This window comes from Roseateles sp. (genome assembly GCF_039595295.1).
Lineage (GTDB): Bacteria > Pseudomonadota > Gammaproteobacteria > Burkholderiales > Burkholderiaceae_C > Roseateles.
Genome location: NZ_JBCNLU010000035.1, coordinates 1 through 24,616, shown reverse-complemented (window position 1 = coordinate 24,616; position 24,616 = coordinate 1). Strand labels below are relative to the sequence as shown.

Annotated in this window: 17 protein-coding genes; 7 read left to right on the top strand and 10 right to left on the bottom strand. The window is 68.5% G+C overall.

Features of this window, described 5'->3' with window-relative positions:
• Positions 1 to 4: 4 nt before the first annotated feature.
• The 5 genes from ABDW59_RS19885 to ABDW59_RS19865 form a co-directional block, all read right to left on the bottom strand.
• Complete coding sequence (locus ABDW59_RS19885) at positions 5 to 1,501, bottom strand: glucan biosynthesis protein G (protein WP_343632327.1); 1,497 nt, start codon at positions 1,499 to 1,501, stop codon at positions 5 to 7.
• Positions 1,502 to 1,874: 373 nt separating this feature from the next.
• Positions 1,875 to 7,523 carry a C80 family cysteine peptidase gene (locus ABDW59_RS19880; RefSeq protein WP_343632325.1) on the bottom strand — a complete coding sequence of 1,883 codons (5,649 nt, stop codon included), beginning with the start codon at positions 7,521 to 7,523 and terminating at the stop codon, positions 1,875 to 1,877.
• A gap of 152 nt (positions 7,524 to 7,675) precedes the next feature.
• Positions 7,676 to 9,070: a sigma 54-interacting transcriptional regulator gene (locus ABDW59_RS19875; protein ID WP_343632323.1), complete on the bottom strand. Its 1,395-nt coding sequence runs from the start codon at positions 9,068 to 9,070 to the stop codon at positions 7,676 to 7,678.
• Positions 9,067 to 9,642 (bottom strand): hypothetical protein, encoded by a 576-nt coding sequence (locus ABDW59_RS19870; RefSeq protein WP_343632321.1) that lies wholly within the window; start codon positions 9,640 to 9,642, stop codon positions 9,067 to 9,069. The genes ABDW59_RS19875 and ABDW59_RS19870 overlap by 4 nt, the downstream gene beginning before the upstream one ends.
• Positions 9,639 to 11,090 carry an ATP-binding protein gene (locus tag ABDW59_RS19865; RefSeq protein ID WP_343632319.1) on the bottom strand — a complete coding sequence of 484 codons (1,452 nt, stop codon included), beginning with the start codon at positions 11,088 to 11,090 and terminating at the stop codon, positions 9,639 to 9,641. The genes ABDW59_RS19870 and ABDW59_RS19865 overlap by 4 nt, the downstream gene beginning before the upstream one ends.
• A gap of 80 nt (positions 11,091 to 11,170) precedes the next feature.
• Here ABDW59_RS19865 and ABDW59_RS19860 point away from each other — a divergent pair, with 80 nt between their 5' ends.
• The 5 genes from ABDW59_RS19860 (at position 11,171) to ABDW59_RS19840 (ending at position 16,885) form a co-directional block, all read left to right on the top strand.
• Complete coding sequence (locus tag ABDW59_RS19860; RefSeq protein ID WP_343632317.1) at positions 11,171 to 12,061, top strand: LysR substrate-binding domain-containing protein; 891 nt, start codon at positions 11,171 to 11,173, stop codon at positions 12,059 to 12,061.
• Positions 12,062 to 12,273: 212 nt separating this feature from the next.
• On the top strand, positions 12,274 to 13,470 hold the full coding sequence (locus ABDW59_RS19855) for a CaiB/BaiF CoA-transferase family protein (RefSeq protein WP_343632315.1): 1,197 nt from the start codon (positions 12,274 to 12,276) through the stop codon (positions 13,468 to 13,470).
• Between the two features lie 115 nt (positions 13,471 to 13,585).
• On the top strand, positions 13,586 to 14,527 hold the full coding sequence (locus tag ABDW59_RS19850) for a hydroxymethylglutaryl-CoA lyase (RefSeq protein WP_343632364.1): 942 nt from the start codon (positions 13,586 to 13,588) through the stop codon (positions 14,525 to 14,527).
• A gap of 114 nt (positions 14,528 to 14,641) precedes the next feature.
• Complete coding sequence (locus tag ABDW59_RS19845; protein WP_343632313.1) at positions 14,642 to 15,631, top strand: tripartite tricarboxylate transporter substrate binding protein; 990 nt, start codon at positions 14,642 to 14,644, stop codon at positions 15,629 to 15,631.
• A gap of 267 nt (positions 15,632 to 15,898) precedes the next feature.
• Positions 15,899 to 16,885: a hypothetical protein gene (locus ABDW59_RS19840; protein ID WP_343632311.1), complete on the top strand. Its 987-nt coding sequence runs from the start codon at positions 15,899 to 15,901 to the stop codon at positions 16,883 to 16,885.
• Between the two features lie 40 nt (positions 16,886 to 16,925).
• On the opposite strand, the gene urtE is transcribed toward ABDW59_RS19840, so the two are convergent.
• Genes urtE through urtA form a run of 5 tightly spaced genes read right to left on the bottom strand, consistent with a single transcriptional unit; the run spans position 16,926 to position 22,562 of the window.
• Complete coding sequence (gene urtE, locus ABDW59_RS19835; RefSeq protein WP_343632362.1) at positions 16,926 to 17,630, bottom strand: urea ABC transporter ATP-binding subunit UrtE; 705 nt, start codon at positions 17,628 to 17,630, stop codon at positions 16,926 to 16,928.
• Between the two features lie 40 nt (positions 17,631 to 17,670).
• The gene (gene urtD / locus ABDW59_RS19830) at positions 17,671 to 18,507 is read right to left on the bottom strand and encodes an urea ABC transporter ATP-binding protein UrtD (RefSeq protein WP_343632309.1); all 837 of its coding nucleotides are present in this window, start codon (positions 18,505 to 18,507) and stop codon (positions 17,671 to 17,673) included.
• Positions 18,504 to 19,679 carry an urea ABC transporter permease subunit UrtC gene (urtC, locus tag ABDW59_RS19825; RefSeq protein ID WP_343632307.1) on the bottom strand — a complete coding sequence of 392 codons (1,176 nt, stop codon included), beginning with the start codon at positions 19,677 to 19,679 and terminating at the stop codon, positions 18,504 to 18,506. The genes urtD and urtC overlap by 4 nt, the downstream gene beginning before the upstream one ends.
• 4 nt (positions 19,680 to 19,683) lie before the next feature.
• Positions 19,684 to 21,282, bottom strand: a complete 1,599-nt coding sequence (gene urtB / locus ABDW59_RS19820; protein ID WP_343632305.1) for an urea ABC transporter permease subunit UrtB — start codon at positions 21,280 to 21,282, stop codon at positions 19,684 to 19,686.
• Positions 21,282 to 22,562 carry an urea ABC transporter substrate-binding protein gene (gene urtA / locus ABDW59_RS19815; protein ID WP_343632303.1) on the bottom strand — a complete coding sequence of 427 codons (1,281 nt, stop codon included), beginning with the start codon at positions 22,560 to 22,562 and terminating at the stop codon, positions 21,282 to 21,284. The genes urtB and urtA overlap by 1 nt, the downstream gene beginning before the upstream one ends.
• Before the next feature lie 285 nt (positions 22,563 to 22,847).
• Between urtA and ABDW59_RS19810 the strand changes: the two genes are divergently transcribed.
• Together ABDW59_RS19810 and ABDW59_RS19805 are read left to right on the top strand one after the other, a co-directional pair.
• Positions 22,848 to 23,924 carry a hypothetical protein gene (locus tag ABDW59_RS19810; RefSeq protein WP_343632301.1) on the top strand — a complete coding sequence of 359 codons (1,077 nt, stop codon included), beginning with the start codon at positions 22,848 to 22,850 and terminating at the stop codon, positions 23,922 to 23,924.
• 165 nt (positions 23,925 to 24,089) lie between these two features.
• On the top strand, positions 24,090 to 24,470 hold the full coding sequence (locus ABDW59_RS19805; protein WP_343632299.1) for a hypothetical protein: 381 nt from the start codon (positions 24,090 to 24,092) through the stop codon (positions 24,468 to 24,470).
• Positions 24,471 to 24,616: the final 146 nt, after the last annotated feature.

Here is a 24,616-nt window from a genome sequence, read left to right as displayed (position 1 = left end):
TCCTTCACTGGGGAGGAAGAATCAGGCTCCAGGTCTCGGTCAGCACTTGCTGCTTGGACTGGAGGAATGCGCGCAGCTCGGTCGACTGCCCGGGCTTGATCTGCTTGACGCGGACGGCCATGCGCCAGCCGCCGGTGACGGGGTTGGGATAGGCGTTGACCTCGGTCACCTGGCCGTTGGCGTTGGTGCTGGCGACGGCCTTGACCTCGGCGCCGGCGGGCAGCGCGGCGAGGGACGGGCCCTCGAAATCGACGATGAACTGCTGCTCGTTCTGATCGAGCTTGGCGTAGCTGTAGCCGGTGCGGGTCTGCACCGCCCAGGCGCCCGGCGGACGCTGCTGCTGCTCGCCCTGCAGGTGCAGGCGATACGCGTAGTCCAGCGGCTGGCCCGGGGCCGGCGCCTTGGCCGGCACCCAGTAGGCGACGATGTTGTCGTGGGTCTCGTCGGGCGTGTGCAGCGCCATCAGCTCCACGCGGCCGGGGCCCCAGTCACTGGTGGGCTCGACCCAGGCGGAGGGCCGCATCTCATAGCGCGCCTCCACGTCCTCGTAGCTCGAGAAGCGGCGATCGCGTTGCATCAGGCCGAAGCCCTTCACCCCGGGCAGCGTGAACGAGGTGGTTAGCGTGCCATTCGGATTGATCAGCGGACGCCAGATCCATTCGCCGCTCGCGCTCGCGACCATCAGGCCGTCGCTGTCGTGGACCTCGGGCCGGAAGTCGCCCTTCTGCGGCTGGTTCTCGCCGAACAGATACATGCTGGTCAGCGGCGCCAAGGCCAGCGTCGCCACCGGCGCGCGCATGAACAGCCGCACGCGGGTCTCGACCACGGTCTCGCTGCCGGGCTTGACCACGAAGGTGTAGGCGCCGCTGGCGCGCGCCGAATCGAGCAGCGCATGGATGGTCAGGGTCTTGGCGTCGGGCGCGGGGCGCTCGATCCAGAACTCGCTGAAGCGGGGGAATTCCTCGCCCTTGCCGCCGACCGTGTCCAGGGCCAGGCCGCGGGCCGACAGGCCGTAATGCTGGTTGGCGCCGAGCACGCGGAAGTAGCTCGCGCCCAGGAAGACGGCCAGCTCGTCCTTGTACTTGTCGTTGTTGAGCGCGTAATGCGCGCGGAAGCCCGCGTAGCCCACATCGCCCCACTTCTGCGGCGAGAGCTGGCTGTTCTTCCCGTAATCGAAGTCCTCGCGCTTGAAGGGGACAGGTCTTGCCTGGCCGCCGACGATCTCGTTGATGCGCACGGCCTGGGTCTGGTAATGGCCCAGGTGGAAGAACATCAGCTCGAAGGGCAGCTTCTCTTCACGCCACAGCGCGCGCGCCGGCTTGAACCGGATGTCGCGCATCTGGTCGTAGTTCAGCTGCTTGAGCTCGGCGGGCAGCGTGTCCGGCGGCGCGACGTAGGGCTTGGCCGCGAGCGCCTTGGCGCGCTCGGCCACCTCGTCGAAGCCGAAGGCATGAGCCGCGGAGCCGGCCGCCAGCAGAGCCGCGCCGACGGCCACGGCCATGAACGATCCGATCCACCGACGCTGGTCGGCCAGGAGGCGAACGCTGGTCGCCTGGATGCGGGTCCGAGAGGAGGGGGTGTGAATAGTTCGCATGTGACGGGTCTAGCGCAAGACCCGTGCCACACACGATTTCTCTTTCAGATCAAGGACTTACGGCATTTGTGCGGTGCCGCACCCTGGGATTCCTGTCGCCGGACGGCGACGCGGGGGAGGGGTGAAAATTCAAGTCCTTGATTTCAAAGGACTTTTCTTGTCGCTATTCGGCGACAGGCCCGTCCGCCCGGAACATCGAGGGCTCCAGCCCGTTGCGCTGCAGCAAGCGGTAGAACTCGGTCCGGTTGCGATCGGGCAAGCGCAACGCGGGCTGCTGCGCTCAGTGCGGTGCAGTCAGCGGTGAAGGCGTGAACTCCCGTGGCGGCAGATGGAGGCTGTCTTGCCCAGACGGGAGTTTCGTCGCCGGGCTGCCTGCGATCAGCTCGGAGAGCATCGCGGCTTTCAGGGTGAATGAGGCGCTGCCTACCGCAGGGGTTGACTGTCCGATTTCGAAGCGCTTGACGCGGACCTGTTCACTCTCCTCGGCGCCGAAGCCACCCGTCCATCGTACCGGCGTGCCCTCGCGAAGCTGTTCCCACATCATCTCCAACAGCCGACCGTTGCGGAGGGGACCCACACGCAGCGATCCGTCCTTGTCGGGCAGTCTGAGCAGCAGGGCCAGGTCTGCCGGCGAGCCCTCGCCATATGCCGTCGGGGCATCGGGATCGAAGAACTTGTCCAGCCGCTGTTCGTCCCACCCGTCGGCGCTGCGCACCACCAAGTCCCCGCCGTCCCGGGTGAGCGTCATGCCGCGACCGGGCAGGGTCAGCAGCGGCGCGACGAGCTGTCTGTCCGCAGAAGGCAGCGTCGGCGCCACGCCGCCGAACTCGATGTGCAGTCGGGGATCGGGGATCAAAGCGTGACCCGACGCCGCGTCCCCGACGGACATCGCGTCACGGACCCGGACCACCACCGGCGCGGCGAGGTTGGACCGGCCATCGAAGATCAGCAGATCCAGTCCGTCATAGGCGAATGTGGGCGTCCATCCGGCCTCGAACTTCAGGTGACGCTCCACCAGATCGGCTTCGGGCAGGATCACGACTTCCTCCAGGTCGGCACCCACCAGCAGGCTTGCCGGGTCGAGGGGACGCGCGTTGCCCTGGATCTGGACGCGACGGATCGGTGTCGAGAAGATGGCTTCCCGCAGCAGCGGCTGGTCCAGCATCTTGAAGGTCGGGGGGGGCTCTCCGGAGGCGGATGCGCCATTCAGGACGATGCTCAGGATCGTGTCGCTCACCTCGAACCGATCGCCGCTCTCGGCGACGACGCTGAAGCCCTCTCGATCCAGGGCCAGCGACCGATATGGGGTGACGCCGACGGCCTGCCGCCAGTGGGGGGCCGGATCCTTCTCGCTATCGAACCGCAGCGAGGCGGTTCTCGTGAAGGTGAAGGCATCGAGCCCGAGGGGAACCTGACTCGGGCCGGAGAGATCGAGACCCTGTGTGACCTCGCTGGCCGACATGGCAGCCAGCAATTGATCGGAACGCCAGTCGCCGGCGGTCGACAGCCAATGACGCACCCATGCGTCGCCGCGCTCGGTCAGCGCCAACGGTGCACGCTCGAATCGACGAGAGGACCAATCCCAAGTGAATCGAACGGACTCGACATGGGTGTTGCCCGGCAGCGTGAGCACCGGGTCGCCGGCTGCGTTCATCGTGAGTGCGCCGGCGGGAATGGTGTGCTGGATCCATGGCGTGTTTCCGGCCTCTGCGTTGCTCGGCGACGTGCCGCGCAGCCACAGTTCCCGATCACGGCGGAGCACCACGCGACCCTGGGCGAGATCCATGTGGCCCGACAAGGAGGCGCCGCTGTCGGTCGACGACCGGGCCTGGATCAGGACGAAGCCACCCGCCTCGGGGCTCTGGATCGCGGCGGCGAGGCTGCCGGGGGCGGGCTTGACGAACAACTGGCCGATGAGGCGCCGTGCGTTCGACAGCGGGTCGATCGCATCGACCGCGGAGCCGATGTCGACAGACAGGCTGGCGGTGCGGCGGGCCGGATCCAGCAGGACGGCAAGCTTGGGCTGCGAAGGGTCGATGACGGCGATGAGGAGGGGAGATCCCGCCGGCGGGACCTTGCATCGGATCTGCTGGCCATTGAGTTCGAAGGCGACCATGCCGTGCTCCGGCGGGTCGAGGAATCGCAGCGGCTTCCCCCCCGACCCCAGCGCGCCGTCCAGGCTGATCGTCCAGCTCTCGCCAGGCTTTCCGGAGGGCTCGATGAGGACGGTGCCGCGCCTGGTCCCGTCGGCGGGCAACGCGAGCGAACAGTGCCCGCCGCCGCCGACGAGCCGATAGTCGACGAGCGACTGGTCCATGGGTCGGATCTCGCGGTTGCGCTCGCCGTCATGGTTGACGAAGGTGAAGGAGGCCGACTCCAGGTCATTGCGGCCCGGGAGCGCCAGCATCCGCGTCTGGTGGTCCAGGACCACGCTGAAGGTGGTCGGCCGGTAGGCATATCGCCAGACGTCGGCCGACTTGGCCATGCTGGATGAGCTGACGTAGTCGCCAACGAAGTCGAGGTTGCTGTTGCGCTCGATGCGATCAAGCAACGGGTCGTTCAGCAGGGACAGGTCGCCGCCGGCTCGACTGTTGGAGTAGGCCTCGAAGTCGATGTCCAGCGCCGGGCTGGTGGAGAGGATCAGGATCCTGTCGGCAGATCGCTGCTCCGCGGTCAGGGCGAGCGTGGGCGTCGTCGCTCGTCCGGCTACGTGCAGCATGTCCCACAGATCCAGGTTCTTGCCCGTGAACGAGACCGTGCGCTGATGATCGGATCCGTCCAGGATGTGCCAATCGTGGAGGTTGCCATACATCCTGGTCAGCCCGGAGCGATGCACGGAGGACTCGCCGATCGTCGACCTGGCGAAGCCGAGCTCGCCCGCGACGAAGTCGATGCGGTCGACGCTGGCCCAGGGGGACACGGAGAGGTAGCTGGGGGCGGGGCCTGTCGGCACTGGCAAGTCGTGCTCGTCGAAGGCCAGTGGCTGCGGGAAGCGCTTCTTGCCGATGGACATCGGCAAGCGCTCCTGGTCGGAAGGCCAGAGGATTTCGGCGGTCTGCACCGGACCGTGGGGCACCTCGCCCGTGGCGATATGCAACGGCGAGTCAAGCGCCTTATCGATCTCGTGCAGCGGCTTGAGGTTGTATTCCAGACGGTGGATCTCGCTCACGATGGCGCCGGCCAGTCCGGTCACGCCGACCGCGAGACCGGCCAGGAGGACGAGTGGTCCTCCCACCACGGGCGCCCAGGTCGGCGCCGCCAGGAACGCGACATTCATGGCCAGCAAGGCGGCGTCGAACCCCAGCGTCATGCCCGCCAGGGCGACGTCATGCGAATCGCCGGACTCAAGGGCACCGACAAGGTTCTTGATGTCCAGGCCCACCATGCCCAGTTGAATCAGCGTGCCGATGACCGGCAGCGCCTTGGTCAGCACGCCGGAGGCGGCGGCCACGCCGGACACGACGGAGGACTCGGTGCTTTGCATCGCCGCGCGCAGGGCCTGCACCGTCGCGAACACGTCGCCGGCGAGGAACACGGCGCCCTGGCTGACGCCCAACCACATCGAAGCCGCCTGGTAGGGCGACATGGTCGCCCCGCGGCTCAAGTGCGTCAGGGCAAGGGCGAGCAGCCCGATGTTGAGGAAGTCCGGCGCGTGGGCGTCCGTCGGCGTCGTGGAGAGCGTGCGGATCGTGTTCGGGCTGCTGGAATCCAAGAGCTCGCCCAGCACATGGAAGTAGCTCTCGACAGCCCGCCGGTCCGACGGCTGGGTGATGTCGACGGATGTGGTGCTGTTGCTGCGCTCATCGTGGAACCACAGCTTCGGATTGCCGTCGTCGGTCGGCGGCCAGTGGGGTACCAGCACCGCGTCGGCGGACGGGCGCAGCCGGTCGATCACGGCGCCGCCATGGGACAAGGTGTCCAGTCTCTCCGTCAGGTCGGCGCGCGCTGTCGCTCTCTCGGTGGCAGATGTCGATGCGACGTCGGCGGAGTCTCGCATTGGATACTTGTCGCGAACGAGTACCTCGCCGGTGTGCTTGTCCTTGCTGAAGACGAGCGTGGTGTCAGGCTCATGGCGCAGGGGCATCCCGTGTCGGGTGCGCAGGATTTGCCGCCCCTGCCCGTCCTGCGGAATGTGGACGAAACCCGCGTAGGCAGTGACCTCGCCAGACGGTGCCAACACGTTGCGCGAGATCGCGATGTCCAGGAAGTCCTTCGAGAAGCTGCCGAGGACGGCTCTCGTTTCGAGCATGCAACTCACGAGCACGATCCGTGAGGCGGCCTGGCGGATTCCCGCGATGTCCAGGATCAGACGCAGGCGGTCGGCTAACGCGAGGGGAGTCAACTGTTCCAGGAGGACCCGGGGTGGATCGCCCGGCTGGACGTTGCCGTGGCCGACGATGCTGAGCTTGACGGGGGTGTTGGCGGCGAGGGACGCGAGCAACGAGTCACCTTGCACGATCCGGCTCTTGATCGCGGCATCCACCTGGATCCATACGCTCCGAGACGGGTCCTTGTGGAACAGCGCCGCCGCGGCGTCATGGCCGATGCGTTCCCCGGCGAGTTGAATGACCACGTGGACGCGCTCGGGTTCGGCTGCCTCGAGGACAAGGTCCGTGTGGTGCGGCATCGGCCATTTGTCGAGCGGAGGATACGTGCGCCCGCCTTGCGTGGTGGAGTCGATGGCTTCCTGAATCGCAAGGGCATCGAAACGCCAGGACTTGCCGGAGCGATGCGCCACTGGCAACTTCCCGATGAAGACCACGCCGTTCCGGAGATGGACGCCGTCGGGCATTGTCAGGAGTCCGTTGAAGTGGGCGAAGCAGAACTCCTCCAGCAGACGTATCTCCCGATCCTGTGTTGCTCGCATCAGGTCGTCATGGACCTCCGGAAGGGCCTTGAACCTGACGATCGTCCGGCGGACGGGTCGGCCCGGCCATGGCTCGTACTCCAGTTGGAGTGTTCCGGCCATGCGATCGAGTTGCTGGCGTCCATTGACGATCGTCCATGGGCGGCGATCGTCGATCGACGGGGGCGAAGCCTTGCTGGTCGACCCCATTGAGGTGGACCACAGATCCTCGTCACTCCAACGCCATGAGCTGTCGGGCTCCTTGTGCCAACTGGCCTCGATATCTGAGCCCGAATCCGTGACGAAGACCGGACCGGGCAGCGCAGCGTTGTCCGCCAGTCCCCGCAGTACCGCATAGACATTGGAGAGCTGGGTGGAGAACGCCTGGTGTTCAGATGCCGTCGATCGACCGAGTTCCGCGGGACGTTCGACATCTACGAGGAATGGCCTGCCCGTGACCGCGCTTTCCATCGCCTCGCCCCTCAACCGGGCGAGCAAGCCAGTGGCACGCCAAGTCGGATCCAGGCCTGCATGTTTCAAGATGGCCGAGCTTGTCGCTGCCAGAGATTCGAGAAACAAGGCATCGGCCCGCGTCACTATCGTCGAGGGGAAATAGCGCGAGCTCATCGACACCGGCATGTCCCTCACCACGCCGACCGGATAGCTGGGGAGCCGAATGGTTTCGGCACGGCGGGCACCGAGCACGCCGTTGAGCAACCAGTGAACATCCGCGAGCGCATTTGGGTCGCGGCCTGTCAAACCCGATAGCAGTCCCCGCGAAATCCGGTGGATGGTCTCAGGCGCGGGTTTGGGAAGCCCGAGTTGGTCAAGCGACCGTTCAAGCCATTGTCGAACGGTCTCCGTCAATGGTTCTGGCGGCGGCGGGTGATTTTTCGGGGATTGGGTAGAGGCGTCCCGCAGACGGAGAGCAAGCAGCCGTATGAAGCCATCGCGGTTCCACAACTTTCCATCCAGCAGGGGTTCCCGGTCTGTATATCTGCGGGGAGACGTATCGGGAAACAGGTGGGAAAGCTTTAATGGCGTTGTTTCGTCGGAAGGTTCGGTGAGATGGGGGCCAGGCATGACGACTCCGGTAACGAGTCGATCTGAGTAGTCGGATCTGGCTCCGCGTCTCTGCCGTCTGCATGTCCGCGTTGTCCCGCCGCGCGATGGCGTTGCCGTGTTCGAGCACGAGGAACTCGTCGGCCAGGTCCGCTGCGGAGTCGTCGGTTCGACTAATCAGCGACAGGCCCGTCCGCCCGGAACATCGATGGCTCCAGCCCGTTGCGCTGCAGCAAGCGGTAGAACTCCGTCCGGTTGCGATCGGCCAGGCGCGCGGCGTCGGCCACGTTGCCATCGGTGAGCTTGAGCAGACCGACCAGATACTCGCGCTCGAAGCGCTGTCGCGCCTCGGCGTAAGGCAGGACTTCGATGCTGGGCGAGCGCAGCGCGCGCTGCACCAGCGCCAGCGGAATCAGGGGCGAGGTCGCCAGCGCGCTGACCTGTTCGACCACGTTGTGAAGCTGTCGCACATTGCCCGGCCAGGCGGCCATGGTCAGCGCCTTGAGCGCGTCCGGCGCGAAGCCGTTCAGGCGCTTGTCGTACTTGAGGGCCAGCCGTTGCAGGAAGTGCTGGGCCAGCAGCGGGATGTCCTCGCGGCGCTGGTCCAGGCCGGGCAGGGTCAGGCTGACGACGTTGAGCCGGTAATAGAGGTCCTCGCGAAACTGGCCCTCGGCCAGCGCGGCCTCCAGGTCGCGATGGGTGGCCGACAGGATGCGCACGTCGACGGGGACGGACTGGCTGGAGCCGACCGGGCGCACCTGGTGTTCCTGCAGCACGCGCAGCAGCTTGACCTGCAGCGCCAGCGGCATGTCGCCGATCTCGTCGAGCAGCAGGGTCCCGCCGTCAGCCGCCTGGAACAGGCCGCGGTGATTCGCCAGCGCCCCGGTGAAGGCGCCCTTGACGTGGCCGAACAGCTCCGACTCCAGCAGCGGCTCCGGGATCGCGCCGCAGTTGACGGCGATGAAGGGCCGGCCGGCCCGCGGGCTGGCCGCGTGGATTGCTCGGGCCAGCAGTTCCTTGCCGGTGCCGCTCTCGCCGCGGATCAGCACGGGCGCCTGCGAGGCCGCGACCAGGCGCGCCTCCGCCAGCACCTCGGCCATCACATTGGAGCGGCTGACGATGGATTCGCGCCAGGCGCCGTCGCTGTCGTCGTCGTGACGGACGGCGGTGAGGGTCAGGGCTTGCGCGATGGTGTCCAGCAGCGCCCGGCCGTCGAAGGGCTTGGTCAGGTAGGTGTAGACGCCTTGCGCGGTCGCCGCGACGGCGTCGGGAATCGTGCCGTGCGCGGTGAGCAGGATCACGGGCAGGGCGGGGTGGCGCTCGCGGATCAGGTTGAACAGCGCCAGGCCGTCCATGCCGGGGAGCTGCACGTCGCTGAGCACCAGCGCGGGGCGCTGCACTTCCAGCTGCGCGAGCGCGGCCTCGGCGCTGCCGACGGCAGTGACCTCATAGCCGGCCGCGTCCAGCCGCATCGACAGCAGCTTCAGCAGATCGGCGTCGTCATCGACGATGAGCAGCCGCGCGCCCTTGGGGCCGGTGGAGCCGGTCGTTCCCTTCGTTCCGCTCATGGCTTGTCCAGCGCCGATCGCGGCCCGCCCAGGCTGCGCTCGATGGCTTTGAGCGCCTCGATCTTGCGGTTGGCCTCGTCCAGGCGGCGCTGCAGGTCGTCGCGGGCCTGGCGGGTCTTGTCGAGCTCCGTCTCCATGCGGCGCTGCTCGGCGACGCGGTCGGCGAGGAACTGGGCCACGGGGCGCCAGTCGTTGGCCTCGGGCCGGGTGTCGCGCAGCACCTGGTCGAGCAGGGTCTGGGCGCGGAAGGTCTCGCCGTTGCTGTGGCTGACCATCAGCGCCAGCGCCAACTGGACCGCGTGGCCGGGCGCGAGCGCACCGTCGTCGCGCGGCGCGACTTCCTGGGCCAGCTCCAAAGGGCTGAGCTGGCGCAGTCGGTCATTGGCGTTGAGCACGATGCGGGCGGCGTTGTCGGTCGGGGCGACGACGGGCACTTGCACCGGGACTTCGACGCGCACCTCCTTGACCACGGTCCTGGGCGGCTGCTGGGCGCAGCCGGCGGCGAGCAGCGCGAGCGCGCTCAGGCCCAGCGCGGCGCGCGCGCGTGCGGGCGCGGACGCTCGCGGGCTCAAGCTTGGGAGGACTTCAGGGACCGGGGCGTGTGGGCGCATGGCAGCGTGATTCTGAAATGGGCCCCCGTGGCGGAGGGCAGCAGATCGATGTGGCCGCCGTGGGCGGCGATGTATTCCTGGACGATGGACAGGCCGATGCCGGTGCCCTTGAGGGCGTCCTCGGGCTGTCGCTCGCCGCGATAGAAGGGCTCGAAGATGCGGGCCTGGTCCGCCGGCGCGACGCCCGGGCCGTCGTCGCGCAAATCAATGGTGAGCTGACCGTCCTGGCGCGCCAGGACGATGTCCACGTGGCCGTCGGGCGGGGCGAAGCGTATCGCATTGGAGAGCAGGTTGCCGACCGCGGCGCTGAACTTGGCCGGGTCGACGTCCGCCTCCAGCGGACCGCCAGAGACGGTGACGTGCAATCCGCGTGCCTGCCATTGCAGGCGTTGATCGGTGACCGTGCCCTGGATGAGGGACATCAGCTCGGTGCGCTGCGGCTTGAGGTCGCGCGCTTCGAAGGCCGCCGCGTTGAAGCGCAGCAGATCCTCGATCTGGCGCTGCAGCACGGCGGTGTTGTCGCGCAGGATGCGGGCGACTTCCTTCTGCTTGTCGTTGAGCGGCCCGGCCACTTCGTCCTCCAGCAGCGCCGTGCCCTCGCGCAGCGCGGCCAGCGGGGTCTTGAGTTCGTGTGAGACGTGCCGCAGGAAACGCGCCTTGTCGGCATCGAGTTCCGCCAGCCGCAGCCGCAGCCAGTCCAGGCGCTGGCCGATGGAGCGCAGGTCGGAGGGGCCGGGGATCTCGATGCGGTCGTCCAGACGGTTCTCGCCCAGGCCGGCGATGGCACGCTCCAGCCGCTTGAGCGGCCGTGTCAGGACGATGCCGAAGACCAGGGACAGCAGCGCCGCGATCGCGATCGCGCCCAGCACCTGCTGGCCCAGCAGCACGCGGCCGTTCTCGAGCTTGTCCTGCAGCATGCGGTTGTTGACCTCGGCGTGGCGGCGCACGTCCTCGGAGAGCCCCGCGGTCAGGCTGCCCAGATCGCGGAACTTGGCGGTGAGGTCGAGCTCGCGCTTGCGGGGCGGGGCGGCGCGCGGGCCGGCGTCGAGCAGGGCGCGGATCTCGCCCAGCCGCGCGGCCCAGGCGTCCAGCGGTGCCGGGGTCAGGCCTTGCGTGCGCAGCAGCTGCAGCAGGTGCTCGGCGTCGGCGGCGTCGTCCTCGAAGCGCTGACGCAGGGCGCGGTCCTCCAGCACCATGAACTGGCGCGCGGCGCGTTCCATGCTGACGCTGCGATCGCCCAGCTGCTGGACCTCGCCGCTCATGCGCGCGCCGCGCAGCACGGCCTCGCGGCTCTGCATGGTCAGGCGCTCCAGCGTGAGCAGGCCGCCCAGCGACGCGCCCGCGAGCAGGCCGGCGATCGACAGGAAGCCGATCAGCAGCATCTGGCGGAAGGAGATTCGGTTCAGCATCGGAGGCGGATGTTACCCAGCGCCCTTCGCGCGCGGCCGTTGAACGGGCGCTGTGGATACGGATGGATACTGCGCCAACCATGAACCTGCACCGCGTCGATCTCGTCTCGCTGTCCCTGTTCAGCCTGGTGGCGCGCACCGGCAGCATCAGCAAGGGCGCCGAGCTGGCCGCGCTGGCCGTCGGCGCCGCGAGCAAGCGCCTGAGCGATCTGGAGCGCTCGCTGGGCACGCCGCTGCTGGAGCGGCATTCGCGCGGCGTGACGCTGACCGAGGCCGGTCTGGCGCTGCAGAAGCATGCGCAGCGCATCCTCAGCGACGTCGACCAGATGACGGCGGATCTGTCGGACTACGCCTCGGGGCTGACGGGGGTGGTGCGTCTGTGGGCCAATACCTCGGCGGTGACGCAGTTCCTGCCGGCGCAGATCTCCGGGTTCGTGCAGGAGAACCCGCGCATCCGGATCGAGCTCGAGGAGGCCGACAGCCACGAGATCGTGGTCGCGGTGCTCGACGGCCGCGCGGATCTGGGGATCTTTGCGGACCGGACGCCGGCGTTGGGCCTGCACGTGTTGACTTACCGTCACGACCGGCTCGCGCTGGTGGTGCCGGCGGGGCACCGGCTGGCGCGGCGCAAGGCGGTCCGCTGGGAGGACGCGGTGGAGGACGACTTCGTGACCCTGGCGAAGGCGACCTCGCTGGCCAAGCGGCTGGAGATGGAGACCGAGAAGCTGGGGCGCCGGCTCAAGAACCGGATCCAGGTGCGCAGCTTCGACGCGATGTGCCGGATGGTGGCGGCGGGCATGGGCATCGCGGTGCTGCCGGACGAGGCGGTGGAGCCGCTGCTCAAGCCGCTGAACCTGCGCCGCATCGCGCTCGACGAGCCCTGGGCGGATCGGACGCTGCTGATCGGGGTGCGTGATCTGGATGCGCTGCCCAGACATGTGAGGGCGTTCATCGACCATCTGTGCGACTGACGCGTCCAATCCCATGCTCGCTCGAGGCCCCTCGCCCGCTTGCGGGAGAGGGGTTGGGGTGAGGGCCGCCGCACACCAGAGCCTCCCCATCCGGGTCAACCCGCCCCCGCTTTCGCCATCCGTGAAAGCAGGCGCCGCCACTCGGTCATTCCGCTGATCCGCCGTCCTTCCCAGAATCCGCTCCCACGACAGGAGACAACGGAGACACCGTCATGGAAGGACTGCAGGCCCTGCACGGGCTGCGCGTGGTCGAGATGGGCCAGCTCATCGCCGGGCCCTTCGCCGGCAAGACGCTGGGCGACTTCGGCGCCGACGTGGTGAAGATCGAGGCGCCTGGCGCCGGCGATCCGCTGCGCAACTGGCGCCTCATCCAGGACGGCACCTCCGTCTGGTGGCAGGTCCAATCCCGCAACAAGCGCTCCATCGCGCTGGACCTGCGCCAGCCCGACGGCCAGGACATCGCCCGAAAGCTGATCGCCGAGGCCGACGTCCTGATCGAAAACTTCCGCCCCGGCACGCTCGAGGGCTGGGGCATGTCTTATGAAGCGCTGGCTGCCGCCAACCCCGGCCTGATCATGCTGCGCATCAGCGGCTACGGTCAGAGCGGCCCGTATCGCGATCTGCCCGGCTTCGGCGTGATCGGCGAGGCCATGGGCGGACTGCGCCATCTGACCGGCGAGCCCGAACGCGTGCCCGTGCGCTGCGGCATCTCCATCGGCGACACGCTCGCGGCGCTGCACGGCACCATCGGCGTGCTGACCGCGCTCTATCACCGCAAGGTCAACGGCGGCCGCGGTCAGGTCATCGACGTGGCGCTCAGCGAGGCGGTGCTCAATGTGATGGAGAGCCTCATCCCCGAGTACAGCGCCTTCGGCGCCGTACGCGGCCCGGCCGGCTCCGCGCTGCCGGGCATCGCGCCCTCCAATGCCTATCGCTGCATCGACGGCGTGGTGCTGGTGGCGGGCAACGGCGACTCCATCTTCAAGCGGCTGATGCAGGTCATCGGCCGCGACGACCTCGCCGACGATCCGACCCTGGCCAACAACGCCGGCCGCGTGGTCCGGGTCGAGGAGATCGACGCGGCCATCGGGGCCTGGACCGCTTCGCGCAGCGTGGACGAGGTGCTCGCGCAACTGGCTCCGGCCAGCGTGCCGGCCGGCCGCGTGTATACGGCCAAGGACATCGTCGAGGACCCGCATTTCCGCGCCCGCGACATGATCCTGCGCCAGCAAACCCGTGACGGCCACGAGCTCGACGTGCCGGGCATCGTGCCCAAGCTGCTGGGCACGCCCGGCGCCGTGCGCCGCAGCGCGCCGCGACTGGGCGACGACACCGACGCCGTGCTGCGCGAGATCGGCCTGAGCGCCGAGCAGATCGCCGCGCTGCGCGACCGCAAGATCGTTTCCTGAGGACGCCGCGATGACCGCTTCCATCGATCCCACCGCTTCCGGCGCCTCCAACGCTTCCGCTGCCCCTGCCCGTCGGCCTTCCGAGGGCTGGACCGGCGCGGGCCGTCGCCTCTTCATGCAGGACGTCGGCACCCGCGACGGCCTGCAGGCCGAGACCGTGTTCGTCCCCACCGAGGCCAAGATCGCGTTGGTCGACGCGCTGTCCGAGGCCGGGCTGGCCAAGATCGAAGTCACCGCCTTCGTCTCGCCCAAGGCGATCCCGGTGCTGGCCGATGCGTCCGAGGTGATGCACGGCATCCGCCGCCGGCCCGGCGTGATCTACACCGTGCTGGTGCCCAACGTGCGCGGCGCCGAACGGGCCATCGACGCGCGCGCCGACGAGCTCAACCTGGTCATGTCCGCCAGCGAGAGCCACAACCTGTCCAACCTGCGCATGACGCGCGCCCAATCCTTCGCCGGCCTGTCCGAGGTCGCCGCGATGGCGCACGGCGCGGGCACGGCGGTGAACGTGTCGCTGTCATGCGCCTTCGGCTGCCCGATGGAGGGCGAGGTGCCGACCGCGACCGTGCTCGCGTGGTGCGGCCGCTTCGTCGACGAGCTGGGTGCGCGCGGCGTGACGCTGTGCGACACCACCGGCATGGCCTATCCGACGCAGGTCGTCGCGCTGGTGCGCGCCTTCCGCGAGCGGTGGCCCGGGTCCGAGCTGACGCTGCACTTCCACAACACGCGCGGCATGGGCCTGGCCAACGTGATCGCGGCGATCGACGCGGGTGCCGATCGCTTCGACGCCTCGCTGGGCGGATTGGGCGGCTGTCCGTACGCGCCCGGTGCGACGGGCAACGTCTGCACCGAGGAGATCGTCCACGCGCTGCAATGCATGGGCTTCGACACCGGCGTGGACCTGGAGCGCCTGATCGCCGCCGCGCGTCGTCTGCCCGATCTGATCGGCCATGCGGTGCCGAGTCAGATCCTCAGCGCCGGGCGCCGCCTGGACCTGCATCCCAAGCCGCGCGACTTCGACGCGATCCGCGAGCGCGCCTTGGCGCGCGCCGCCTGAGGTCCGAGCGGCACGGCCGAGCACGCCGACCGCGACGTGCAGGCCGACCGCGCCGATCGCCCCGACCCTTCACGACAACAACGCCGCCATGAGCGGCACCTTTTGGAGACACGCATGAACCCCATCCGCCGCCGCCTTGCCGGCGCCGCAGCGTTGACGCTGCTCGCCACCACCGCCGCGTCCGTCGGCACATCCGCCTTCGCGCAGGGCGGCTATCCCGACAAGCCGATCACGATGCTGGTGGGCGCCGCGCCGGGCGGCACGACCGACATCGCGGCGCGCATGCTCGCGGAGCCGCTGGGCAAGGCACTCGGCCAGACCGTGGTGGTGGACAACCGTGCGGGCGCCAGCGGCGCGTTGGCTGCGATCGCGGTCAAGCGCGCGGAGGCGGACGGCTACACCATCCTGATGCAGTACTCCGGCTATCACGTGATCACGCCGCACATCCAGAAGGCGCAATGGGAACTGAAGGACCTGCGCCCGGTGGCCAACGTGCTGACCGCGCCGCAGCTGATCGTGGTGCGCGAGGGCGTGCCCATCAAGTCCACCGCCGAGCTGATCGCCTATGCGAAGAAGAACCCCGGCAAGCTGTCCTTCGCGTCCTCGGGCAACGGCTCGCTGCAGCACGTCACCGGCGTGATGCTGGAGCAGCAGACCGGCATCCAGATGATCCACGTGCCCTACAAGGGGACCGGTCCCGCGCTGCAGGATCTGTTGGGCGGGCAGGTGGATCTGACCTTCGGGACGCCGCCGCCGTTCATGCCCTTCATCGCGTCGGGCAAGCTGCGCGCGGTCGCGGTGACGGGCAAGGAGCGCCTGCCGTCGTTGCCCGAGGTGCCGACCGCGGCGCAGGCCGGACTGCCGAATCTGGACGCGGGCTCGTGGTTCGCGGTGTTCGCGCCGGCGAGGACGCCGCAGGCGGTCGTTGATCGGCTGACCACGACCATCGCCAAGATCATGGCCACGCCCGAGTTCAAGAAGAAGGCCGCCGAGCTCGGCGCGGTTGCGGACTACATGAATCCGCAGCAGTTGCAGGCGCACAGCGACGCCGAGTTCCAGCGCTGGGGCAAGGTGATCTCGGCGGCGAAGATTCAGGCGGATTGAGACCCCGAAGACCCTCTCCCCAGCCCTCTCCCGCAAGCGGGCGAGGGGGTGATCCGCGCCAAGGCACTCGGTGCCTCTGGCTCCCTCTCCCGCAAGCGGGCGAGGGAGAACGCCGAACTGGCCGGGGTGACTTCCGATACGCCTCTTGATCGCCGATGTCGGCCTCCCCATTCGGTGTGTGCGCCGACCGCTCCCGTTGCTCCCATAATCCGCCGCACCGCGCGGCGGGTCCCCCTCGGGACCGGCGTGGATCAGGGAGCTGAAGAGATGCGTATCGCCGCCGTCGTGCTGGCCATCGGAGGCCTGGCCTCGTTCTGCAACGCCACCGCGATCGCCGCGGCCCGCGAAGTGCCCGTCGCGCCGGCGGGGACGCCGGCCTCCGGCGCCGCTTCCGCTCCCGCCGAAGAACAAGTCCTGCCCGCCCCCTCCGGCAACATCGACAAGCCCAACGTCGTCGCGGTGATGGCGGCGGTGGGCGACCGTCTGTCGATGAGCCGTCAGCAGATGTCGACCGGCACCCACATCGATCCGACGCGCCGCAAGACCATCCGCGTGCCGGATCAGATCCTGAACGCGTCGGTGCTGCGTGGCCTGGACCGCGGCATCAGCCAGGAGTACCCCGACGCCGCGCGCGTGCTGCTGGCCTGGACGCCGCCCGAGGCGCTGCAGCAGCAGCTCGACGACATCAAGGGCCTGGACCGCGACAAGCTGCTGCTGGACGCGGTGATCGAGCACCTGCGCGCCGTGCCCTTGCGGGCGCAATGGGACCGCATCGAGCTCATCATCCCCAAGTACCGCCGCTTCGAGGCCAACGGCATGGGCAACAAGCTGCAGGGCATCGGCGTCTTCGTCCAGCCGCTGGCCAGCAACAAGGACCTGCTGGACGAGTCCATGCCGCCCGGCGACTCCGACGGCGACCAGCGCGTGGTCAATCCCAACACCGGCGAGGTGGTGCGCAAGTCGACGTTTGTGGCGCCCTACATGTTCTTCGAGCGCGTCACGCTGGATCCGCGCACGCTGGCGGTGGTCAAGCGTCAGGCGCAGTACGAGGCGACCAAGTACCACGATCCGATGTCGGAGAGCATCGACGTGGCCGGCCATCTGCCGCCGTCGTTGCTGGCCCAGAAGATCGACGAGCTGGCCGAGCGCGCGGCCTACCAGTCCATCCGCGGCAAGTCCTCGGTGGAGGTGAGTGCGCCCAAGGCGGTCTCGGGCATGCCGCCCGCGCAGCCGGCGAGCGGCGCGTCGCGCTGAGCGGCGAAGGCGCGCTGGATGAAGGGCCGGCGAGCGATCGTCAAATCGCCACCAGCCCCCGGATCTCCGCCCGCTGCATGTCCGCGTTGTCCCCGCGCGCGATGACGCTGCCGCGTTCCAGCACGAGAAATTCGTCCGCCAGCTCGGCGGCGAAGTCGTAGTACTGCTCGCACAGCAGGATGGCGACCGGGTGGCCGTCCAACCCCTCATCGGCCAGACGCCGGATCACGCGGCCGATGTCTTTGATGATGCTGGGCTGGATGCCCTCGGTGGGTTCGTCCAGGATCAGCAGCCGCGGGGACGCCGCGAGCGCCCGTGCGATCGCGAGCTGCTGCTGCTGACCGCCGGAGAGGTCGCCGCCGCGGCGCTTGAGCATCTGCTTCAGCACCGGGAAGAGCTCGTAGAGAGACTCCGGCACCGGCGTGCCGCCGGGCTTGCTCGCCAGGCCCATGTGCAGGTTCTCCTCGACGGTGAGGCGCGCGAAGATTTCGCGTCCCTGCGGCACGTAGCCGATGCCGGCGCGCGCGCGTTGATACGGCGTCGCGCGGGTGATGTCCTTGCCCGCCAGCGTGACGCTGCCCGCGCGGATCGGCACCAGGCCCATCAGGCTCTTGAGCAGACTGGTCTTGCCCACGCCGTTGCGGCCCAGCAGCACGGTGACGCGGCCGGGCGCGGCGCTCACCGACACGTCCCGCAGGATGTGCGAGCCGCCGTAGTACTGATGAATGCCGACGGCTTCCAGCATCGGCAGGGCCACGGGGACCGTGGAGGTCCGGTCCTGAAGTTCAACGTCCAAGGTACACCTCGATCACGCGTTCATCGGCTTGCACCTGCGCCAGCGTTCCCTCGGCCAGCACCGAGCCCTCCGCCAGCACGGTGACCTTCTCCGCGATGCGGTCGACGAAGCCCATGTCGTGCTCCACGACGATGATGCTGTGCCGGCCCTTGAGCGTCAGGATCAGCTCGGCGGTGCGCTCGGTCTCCTGGTCGGTCATGCCGGCGACCGGCTCGTCCAGCAGCAGCAGCTTGGGGTCCTGCACCAGCAGCATGCCGATCTCCAGCCACTGCTTCTGGCCGTGGCTCAGCAGACCCGCCGGGCGCGTCATGCGGTCCTGCAGGCGGATCAGCGTCAGCACCTCGGCCAGCCGGTCCTTCTGCGCGCCGCTCAGCACGCCCCACAGCGAGGCCCGCAGCGCGCGCGAGCCCTGCAGCGCCAGCTCCAGGTTCTCGTAGACGCTGAGCGCCTCGAAGACGGTGGGCCGCTGGAACTTGCGGCCGATGCCCAGCTGCGCGATCTCCGCCTCGCTGTGGCGCAGCAGATCGATGGTTCCGCCGAAGAAGACCGTGCCGCTCTGGGGCCGGGTCTTGCCCGTGATGATGTCCATCATCGTGGTCTTGCCCGCGCCGTTGGGACCGATGATGCAGCGCAGCTCGCCGGGCGCGATGTCGATGGACAGCTGGTTGATCGCGCGGAAGCCGTCGAAGCTGACGCTGACGTCCTCCAGATACAGGATGCGGCCGTGCGCCAGATCCAGCTGGCCCGGCAGCACGACCCGGCCGTAGCCGGGGCCGCTGGCCACGCGCAGGCGCTCGGCACCTAGCTCCATCAGGTCGGGGCTCATGGCGTGACCTCCGCTTCATGCTCCGGGGATGAGGCCTTGCGACCGAGCTTGCGCTTGACCAGTCCCGCGATCCCGTCGGGCATGAACAGCGTGACCGCGACGAACAGTCCGCCCAGCAGATACAGCCAGTACTCCGGCGCGACCTGCGTCAGCCAGCTCTTCGCGCCGTTGACCGCGAAGGCGCCGGCGATCGGACCGATCAGCGTGCCGCGGCCGCCGACCGCAGCCCAGACCGCGATCTCGATGGAGTTGGCGACGCTCATCTCGCCGGGATTGATGATGCCGACCTGCGGCACGTAGAGCGCGCCCGCCAGCCCGCAGATCAGCGCCGACAGCACCCAGGCCGCGAGCTTGTAGGGCAGCGGCGAGTAGCCGCAGAACATCAGCCGCGATTCGGCATCGCGCACCGCGCTCAGCACGCGGCCGAACTTGGCGCGCGTCAGCCAGCGCAGGCCCAGATAGCAGCCGATCAGGGCGACGGCGCTCAGCATGAACAGCGCCATGCGCATGCCGGCGGTGGTGATGGGCAGGCCCAGCAGGCGCTTGAAATCGGTGAAGCCGTTGTTGCCGCCGAAGCCGGTCTCATTGCGAAAAAACAGCAGCATGGCGGCGTAGGTCATCGCCTGCGTGATGATCGAGAAGTACACGCCCTTGATGCGGGAGCGGAAGGCGAAGAAGCCGAAGACGAAGGCGATGCCACCCGGCACCAGCAACACCAGCAGCGCGGTGGCCAGGAAGCTGTCGCTCAGGGTCCAGTGCCAGGGCAGCTCCTTCCAGTCGAGAAAGACCATGAAGTCCGGCAGCGCGCTGCGGTACTGGCCGTCGGTGCCGATCTGGCGCATCAGGTACATGCCCATCGCATAGCCGCCCAGCGCGAAGTACAGGCCGTGACCCAGCGACAGGATGCCGGCGAAGCCCCAGATCAGGTCCATCGCCAGCGCGCACATCGCGTAGCAGCAGAACTTGCCCAGCAGGCTGATCCAGTAGCCGTCCAGGTGCAGCGGGCTGTCGGCCGGGACCAGCAGGTTGAGCGCAGGGATGGCCACACACGAGACCGCCAGCGCGATGAGCACCGCGACCCAGCCGGCGCGGGTCAGCAGCGCGGGACGCTGGGGCAGCAGCAGGGCCGCGGCAGGGGCAGTGGGGGCGGCGAGGGAGGAACGGGCGGTCATGGGGTCAGGTCTCCTGGGCGCGGCCCTTGACCGCGAAGAGGCCTTGGGGCCGTTTCTGGATGAAGACGATGATGAAGAGCAGCACGGCGATCTTGGCCAGCACCGCGCCGACCACGCCCTCCAAGGCCTTGTTGGCCAACCCCAGCCCCAGGGCCGCCAGCACCGTGCCCGCCAACTGGCCGACGCCGCCCAGCACAACCACCATGAAGGCGTCGACGATGTAGCCCTGGCCGAGGTCGGGGCCGACGTTGCCGACCTGGCTGAGCGCGCAGCCGGCCAGACCGGCAAGTCCTGACCCCAGGGCGAAGGCGTAGGTGTCGACGCGGGCGGTCGGCACGCCCATGCAGGAGGCGATGGGGCGGTTCTGCGTCACGGCGCGGACGAACAGGCCCAGGCGGGTGCGCGCGATCAGCAGCGCCATGCCGCCGAGCACCGCCAGCGCGAAGACGATGATCACGAGGCGGTTGGTCGGCAGCGCCAGGCCGGGCAGCAAGGCGAGCGCGCCGCCCATCCAGGAGGGGCTCTCGACGGCGACGTTCTGCGCGCCGAAGAGCGAGCGCACCGCCTGCATCAGCGCCAGGCTCAGGCCCCAGGTGGCGAGCAGGGTCTCCAGCGGGCGGCCGTAGAGCCAGCGGATCACGCTGCGCTCCAGGGCCGCGCCGACCAGGGCCGAGGCGAGGAAGGACACGGGGACCGCGACGACCAGGTAGAAATCGAAGCCGGCGGGCAGCCACTGGCGGAAGGCGACCTGGACCAGGTAGGTGGCGTAGGCGCCGATCATCATCAGCTCGCCGTGGGCCATGTTGATGACGCCCATCAGGCCGTAGGTGATGGCCAGGCCCAGGGCGACCAGCAGCAGGATGCTGCCCAGGCTCACGCCGGTGAAGACCGCGCCCAGGCGCTCGCCCCAGGCCAGCGTGTCCTCGACGGCGCGCAGCGAGTGCTGCAGCGCGCGTTTGACGTCGGGGTCCTGTTCTTCGGCGAGGCGTTGGTTGAGCAGCAGGCGGGTCTCGGGGCTGTGGGAGTCGCCGAGTTGCTCGGCCGCGGCGAGGCGCTTGGCGGTATCGGGACTGGCGGCAAGGGCGGCGGCGCGGGCCAGCTTGAGCGCGGCGAGGACGGCGGCGTCCTTCTCCTTGGCGATCGCGCTGTCGATGAGGGCGACGCGGGCGTCGTCGCCGCCGGCGTCGAGCAGGGACTTGGCGGCGGCGAGGCGCTCGGACTTGTCGGGGCTGGAGAGATGCAGGGCGGCGAGCGCGCCGTCGAGCTCGCCGCGCAGGCGGTTGTTGAGCATGACGTCCTCGAGGGAGGACTGGGCGTCAGGCGGCAGCGTCACCGCGGCGCCGGTGGCGGCGTCGAGCAGGGCGGTGTCGGTGGCGATGAGGACGCGGTGGTCCGGGGCGAGCTTGAGGCGCTCGTCGGCCATGGCTTGCAGCAGGGCCGCGGTGCGGTCGTCCGGCGCGGCGACGAGTTTGCCGAGCGCGGCGATGCGATCGTCGGTCTCGCCCTGCGCCACGGACAGCGCCTGCGGCTGCGTGAGCGCGTGAGCCGTCGGCGCGAGCGCCGACGTGAGCAGCGCGAATCCGAGGAGCAGGGCGGACTTCATCACTTCTTCGCAGGCTCGTCCGGCTTGCCCTCATTGCCCGCGATATACGGGCTCCAGGGCTTGGCCTTGACCGGCGCCGGCGTCTTCCAAACCACGTTGAACTGCCCGTCCGCCCGGATCTCCCCGATGAACACGGACTTGTGCAGGTGATGGTTCTTCTCGTCCATCTTGGACGTGATGCCCGACGGCGCGCTGAAGGTCTGGCCGGCCATCGCCGCGATCACCTTGTCGACGTCCGTCGACTTGGCCTTCTCCACCGCCTGCTTCCACATGTTGATGCCGATGTAGGTCGCCTCCATCGGATCGTTGGTCAGCGGCTTGTCCTTGTGGCCCGGAATGTTCTTGGCCTTGGCATACGCGCTCCACTTCTTGATGAACGCGTCGTTGGTCGGGTTCTTGATGGACATGAAGTAATTCCACGCCGCCAGATGGCCGACCAGCGGCTTGGTGTCGACGCCGCGCAGCTCCTCCTCGCCGACCGAGAAGGCCACCACCGGCACGTCCTTGGCCTTCAGGCCGGCATTGCCCAGTTCCTTGTAGAAGGGCACGTTGGAGTCGCCGTTGATCGTCGACACCACCGCCGTCTTGCCGCCGGCCGAGAACTTCTTGATGTCGGCGACGATGGTCTGGTAATCGCTGTGGCCGAAGGGGGTGTACTTCTCGTCGATGTCGCTGTCCTTCACGCCCTTGCTCTTCAGGTAGGCGCGCAGGATCTTGTTGGTGGTGCGGGGGTAGACGTAGTCCGTGCCCAGCAGGACCCAGCGCTTGGCGCCGCCGCCGTCCTTGGACATCAGGTAGTCGACCGCCGGAATCGCCTGCTGGTTGGGCGCGGCGCCGGTGTAGAAGACGTTCTTGCTGAGCTCCTCGCCCTCGTACTGCACGGGGTAGAAGAGCAGGCCGTTGAGCTCCTCGACCACGGGCAGCACCGACTTGCGCGACACCGAGGTCCAGCAGCCGAAGATCACGGCGACCTTGTCCTGGGTCAGCAGCTGACGGGTCTTCTCGGCGAAGAGCGGCCAGTTGGAGGCCGGGTCGACGACGACGGGCTCGAGCTTCTTGCCGAGCACGCCGCCCTTGGCGTTGATCTCGTCGATGGCCATCAGGACGGTGTCCTTGAGCACGGTCTCGGAGATGGCCATGGTGCCCGACAGGCTGTGCAGCACGCCGACCTTGATGGTGTCGGCGGCGAAGGCGGGCAGGGCGGCGAGGTTCAGGCCGGCCAGGGCGCTGGCGACGGCCAGGGTCTTGAGCGTGCGGCGGCGGGGGGCGTTCGAGGACATGGGGTCGGCTCCGGTGGGGGTGGGTCTCGACGGGGTCGAGCGGATCGGGGACTCCGCCTGGGACTTCGGGCAGTGAGGGGATGCTAGGAATCCGCCCTCCCGGCGGATATACGGCACATGGCGTATGCGATTCGGGCGTGACCTGTCGTAACACCTGCCGCCCGGCGTGGTGCACCGGAGCCGAGCACGCGGCGTTGAGGCTACATTCGCCCCCTTCCGCGCGGCTCCAGGGGCCCGCGGGGCGATAGCGACAGACCAACAACATCGACGTACCAGGAGGCCCGAATGTCCTCGATGACTCTTTCCCTGCCGACCCCCGACCGGAGCACGGCGCTGCGCACGGCGGTGCGCTGGCTGCTGGCGGCGCTGGCGTTGCTGAGCGCGCTGATGGCGGGCTCGTCCGCCTGGGCGCGCGACGACGGCGACTGGCAGATCCTGCAGGCGCGCTACGGCACCTCGTCGCGCAACATCGACGTCACCGAGCGGCTGCGCGAGGTGGCCCGATCGGACCGCCGGGTGCGCGTGACCAACGAGCTCTTCGGCAACGACCCCGCGCCGCGCGACATGAAGACGCTGCGCATCTATGCCCGCAGCCGCGGCGGCGAGACCCGCACCTTCGAGTTCCGCGAGGGCAGCACCATCGACGGCGACGATTTCACCGGCTGGGGCCGCGGGGACTGGGGCCACGGTGGCTGGAACGGCGGCTGGGACGGCGGCTGGGACGGCGATCGCGGCAACGACCGGCATGACGACGGTGCGTATCAGATCCTGGGCGCGCGCTACGGCCTCCCGGGCGCCAACATCGACGTCACCGACCGGCTGAAGCAGTTGGCGCGCCGCGACCTGAAGGTGCAGATCACCAACGACCTGTTCCGCGACGATCCTGCACCGCGTCGCCTGAAGACGCTGCGCATCTACGCGCGCGGCCGCGACGGCGACGTGCGGACCTTCGAGTACCGCGAGGGCTCGTGGATCGACGGCGGTCAGTTCACCGGCTGGGGGCGCGGCGACTGGGGCGACCGCAACTGGAACGGCAACTGGGAAGGGCGCCCGGGCGGCTCGGGCGGGATGGGCGGCGCCTTCCAGGGCGCGTTCAATCCGGACGGCATGGGACCGGGCGTGGACGGCCGCGTCTACATCGTGCGCGCGACCTATGGCGCCAATGGTCGCGACATCGACGTCACGGATAGGCTGCGCAACATCAGCCGCGGCGGTCCGGTGGACCTGCGGGTGGACAACGACCTCTTCGACCGTGATCCGGCGGAAGGCCGCCGCAAGACGCTGCGCGTGGTCTACGCGGTGGGCCGCGGTCAGGAGCAGGTCGCCGAAGCCCGCGAGGGAAGCCGGCTGAGCTTCCCGTGATCGGCCGGCGCCGAGGCGCCGATCACTGCGACCTGCTTTGAGCATTGAAGGCCCCGTGAGGGGCCTTCGGCGTTTCAAGGGCAGATGTTTGCAGGTGGTGTGGCAATATGCAGCAATCTGCATACAGATTGCCTCATTGGAGGCGACTAGCTTTGGAGCCCCGTCATGTCTTCCAATTCAGTCCGAATCAGCAATGAACTCTTCCGTGACGCCCAGTCGACCGGCGAGATCGTGTCGAGGTCGGCGGCGCAGCAGGTGGAGTACTGGGCGCGGTTGGGTAAGGCGCTGGAAGAGGCCGGTCTATCGATGCCGGAGATCATCGAGGTACTTCGTGTTGGAGTCGGGGGGCAAGCAATGAAGACACTTCCCAGCATTTCGGCGGTATCCGCAGAGTTTGCGGATGCAAAGCAGATGTGGTCCGAGAAACGGGCCAAGCAAGCGAAGGACATACAGAACGTCAAGGATGGCAAGGCCAGCTCAAGCTCGATGGGATGGTTCTCCGCCAAGCGCATCAAACAGATCAAGCTGATCGATTCGCCGTATTGAGACCATGACGCCCACTGCACCCAAGCTGAAAGAGGACGAAGCTCCGTTGGATGGGCGCTCGATTGATCGAGTGTTCTCCGCACTTGGTGAGAACTTCGTTTTGGTCGGAGGGCAGGCGCTGGCGTTCTGGATGCGCTGGTTCGGGG

Bases quoted from the DNA above. Each gene is read 5' to 3' on its own strand.
- ABDW59_RS19885 (WP_343632327.1), bottom strand. From the start codon at position 1,501: ATGGCCGTGGCCGTCGGCGCGGCTCTGCTGGCGGCCGGCTCCGCGGCT.
- ABDW59_RS19880 (WP_343632325.1), bottom strand. From the start codon at position 7,523: ATGCCTGGCCCCCATCTCACCGAACCTTCCGACGAAACAACGCCATTA.
- ABDW59_RS19875 (WP_343632323.1), bottom strand. From the start codon at position 9,070: ATGAGCGGAACGAAGGGAACGACCGGCTCCACCGGCCCCAAGGGCGCG.
- ABDW59_RS19865 (WP_343632319.1), bottom strand. From the start codon at position 11,090: ATGCTGAACCGAATCTCCTTCCGCCAGATGCTGCTGATCGGCTTCCTG.
- ABDW59_RS19860 (WP_343632317.1), top strand. From the start codon at position 11,171: ATGAACCTGCACCGCGTCGATCTCGTCTCGCTGTCCCTGTTCAGCCTG.
- ABDW59_RS19855 (WP_343632315.1), top strand. From the start codon at position 12,274: ATGGAAGGACTGCAGGCCCTGCACGGGCTGCGCGTGGTCGAGATGGGC.
- ABDW59_RS19850 (WP_343632364.1), top strand. From the start codon at position 13,586: ATGCAGGACGTCGGCACCCGCGACGGCCTGCAGGCCGAGACCGTGTTC.
- ABDW59_RS19845 (WP_343632313.1), top strand. From the start codon at position 14,642: ATGAACCCCATCCGCCGCCGCCTTGCCGGCGCCGCAGCGTTGACGCTG.
- ABDW59_RS19840 (WP_343632311.1), top strand. From the start codon at position 15,899: ATGCGTATCGCCGCCGTCGTGCTGGCCATCGGAGGCCTGGCCTCGTTC.
- urtE (WP_343632362.1), bottom strand. From the start codon at position 17,630: ATGCTGGAAGCCGTCGGCATTCATCAGTACTACGGCGGCTCGCACATC.
- urtD (WP_343632309.1), bottom strand. From the start codon at position 18,507: ATGAGCCCCGACCTGATGGAGCTAGGTGCCGAGCGCCTGCGCGTGGCC.
- urtC (WP_343632307.1), bottom strand. From the start codon at position 19,679: ATGACCGCCCGTTCCTCCCTCGCCGCCCCCACTGCCCCTGCCGCGGCC.
- urtB (WP_343632305.1), bottom strand. From the start codon at position 21,282: ATGAAGTCCGCCCTGCTCCTCGGATTCGCGCTGCTCACGTCGGCGCTC.
- urtA (WP_343632303.1), bottom strand. From the start codon at position 22,562: ATGTCCTCGAACGCCCCCCGCCGCCGCACGCTCAAGACCCTGGCCGTC.
- ABDW59_RS19810 (WP_343632301.1), top strand. From the start codon at position 22,848: ATGTCCTCGATGACTCTTTCCCTGCCGACCCCCGACCGGAGCACGGCG.
- ABDW59_RS19805 (WP_343632299.1), top strand. From the start codon at position 24,090: ATGTCTTCCAATTCAGTCCGAATCAGCAATGAACTCTTCCGTGACGCC.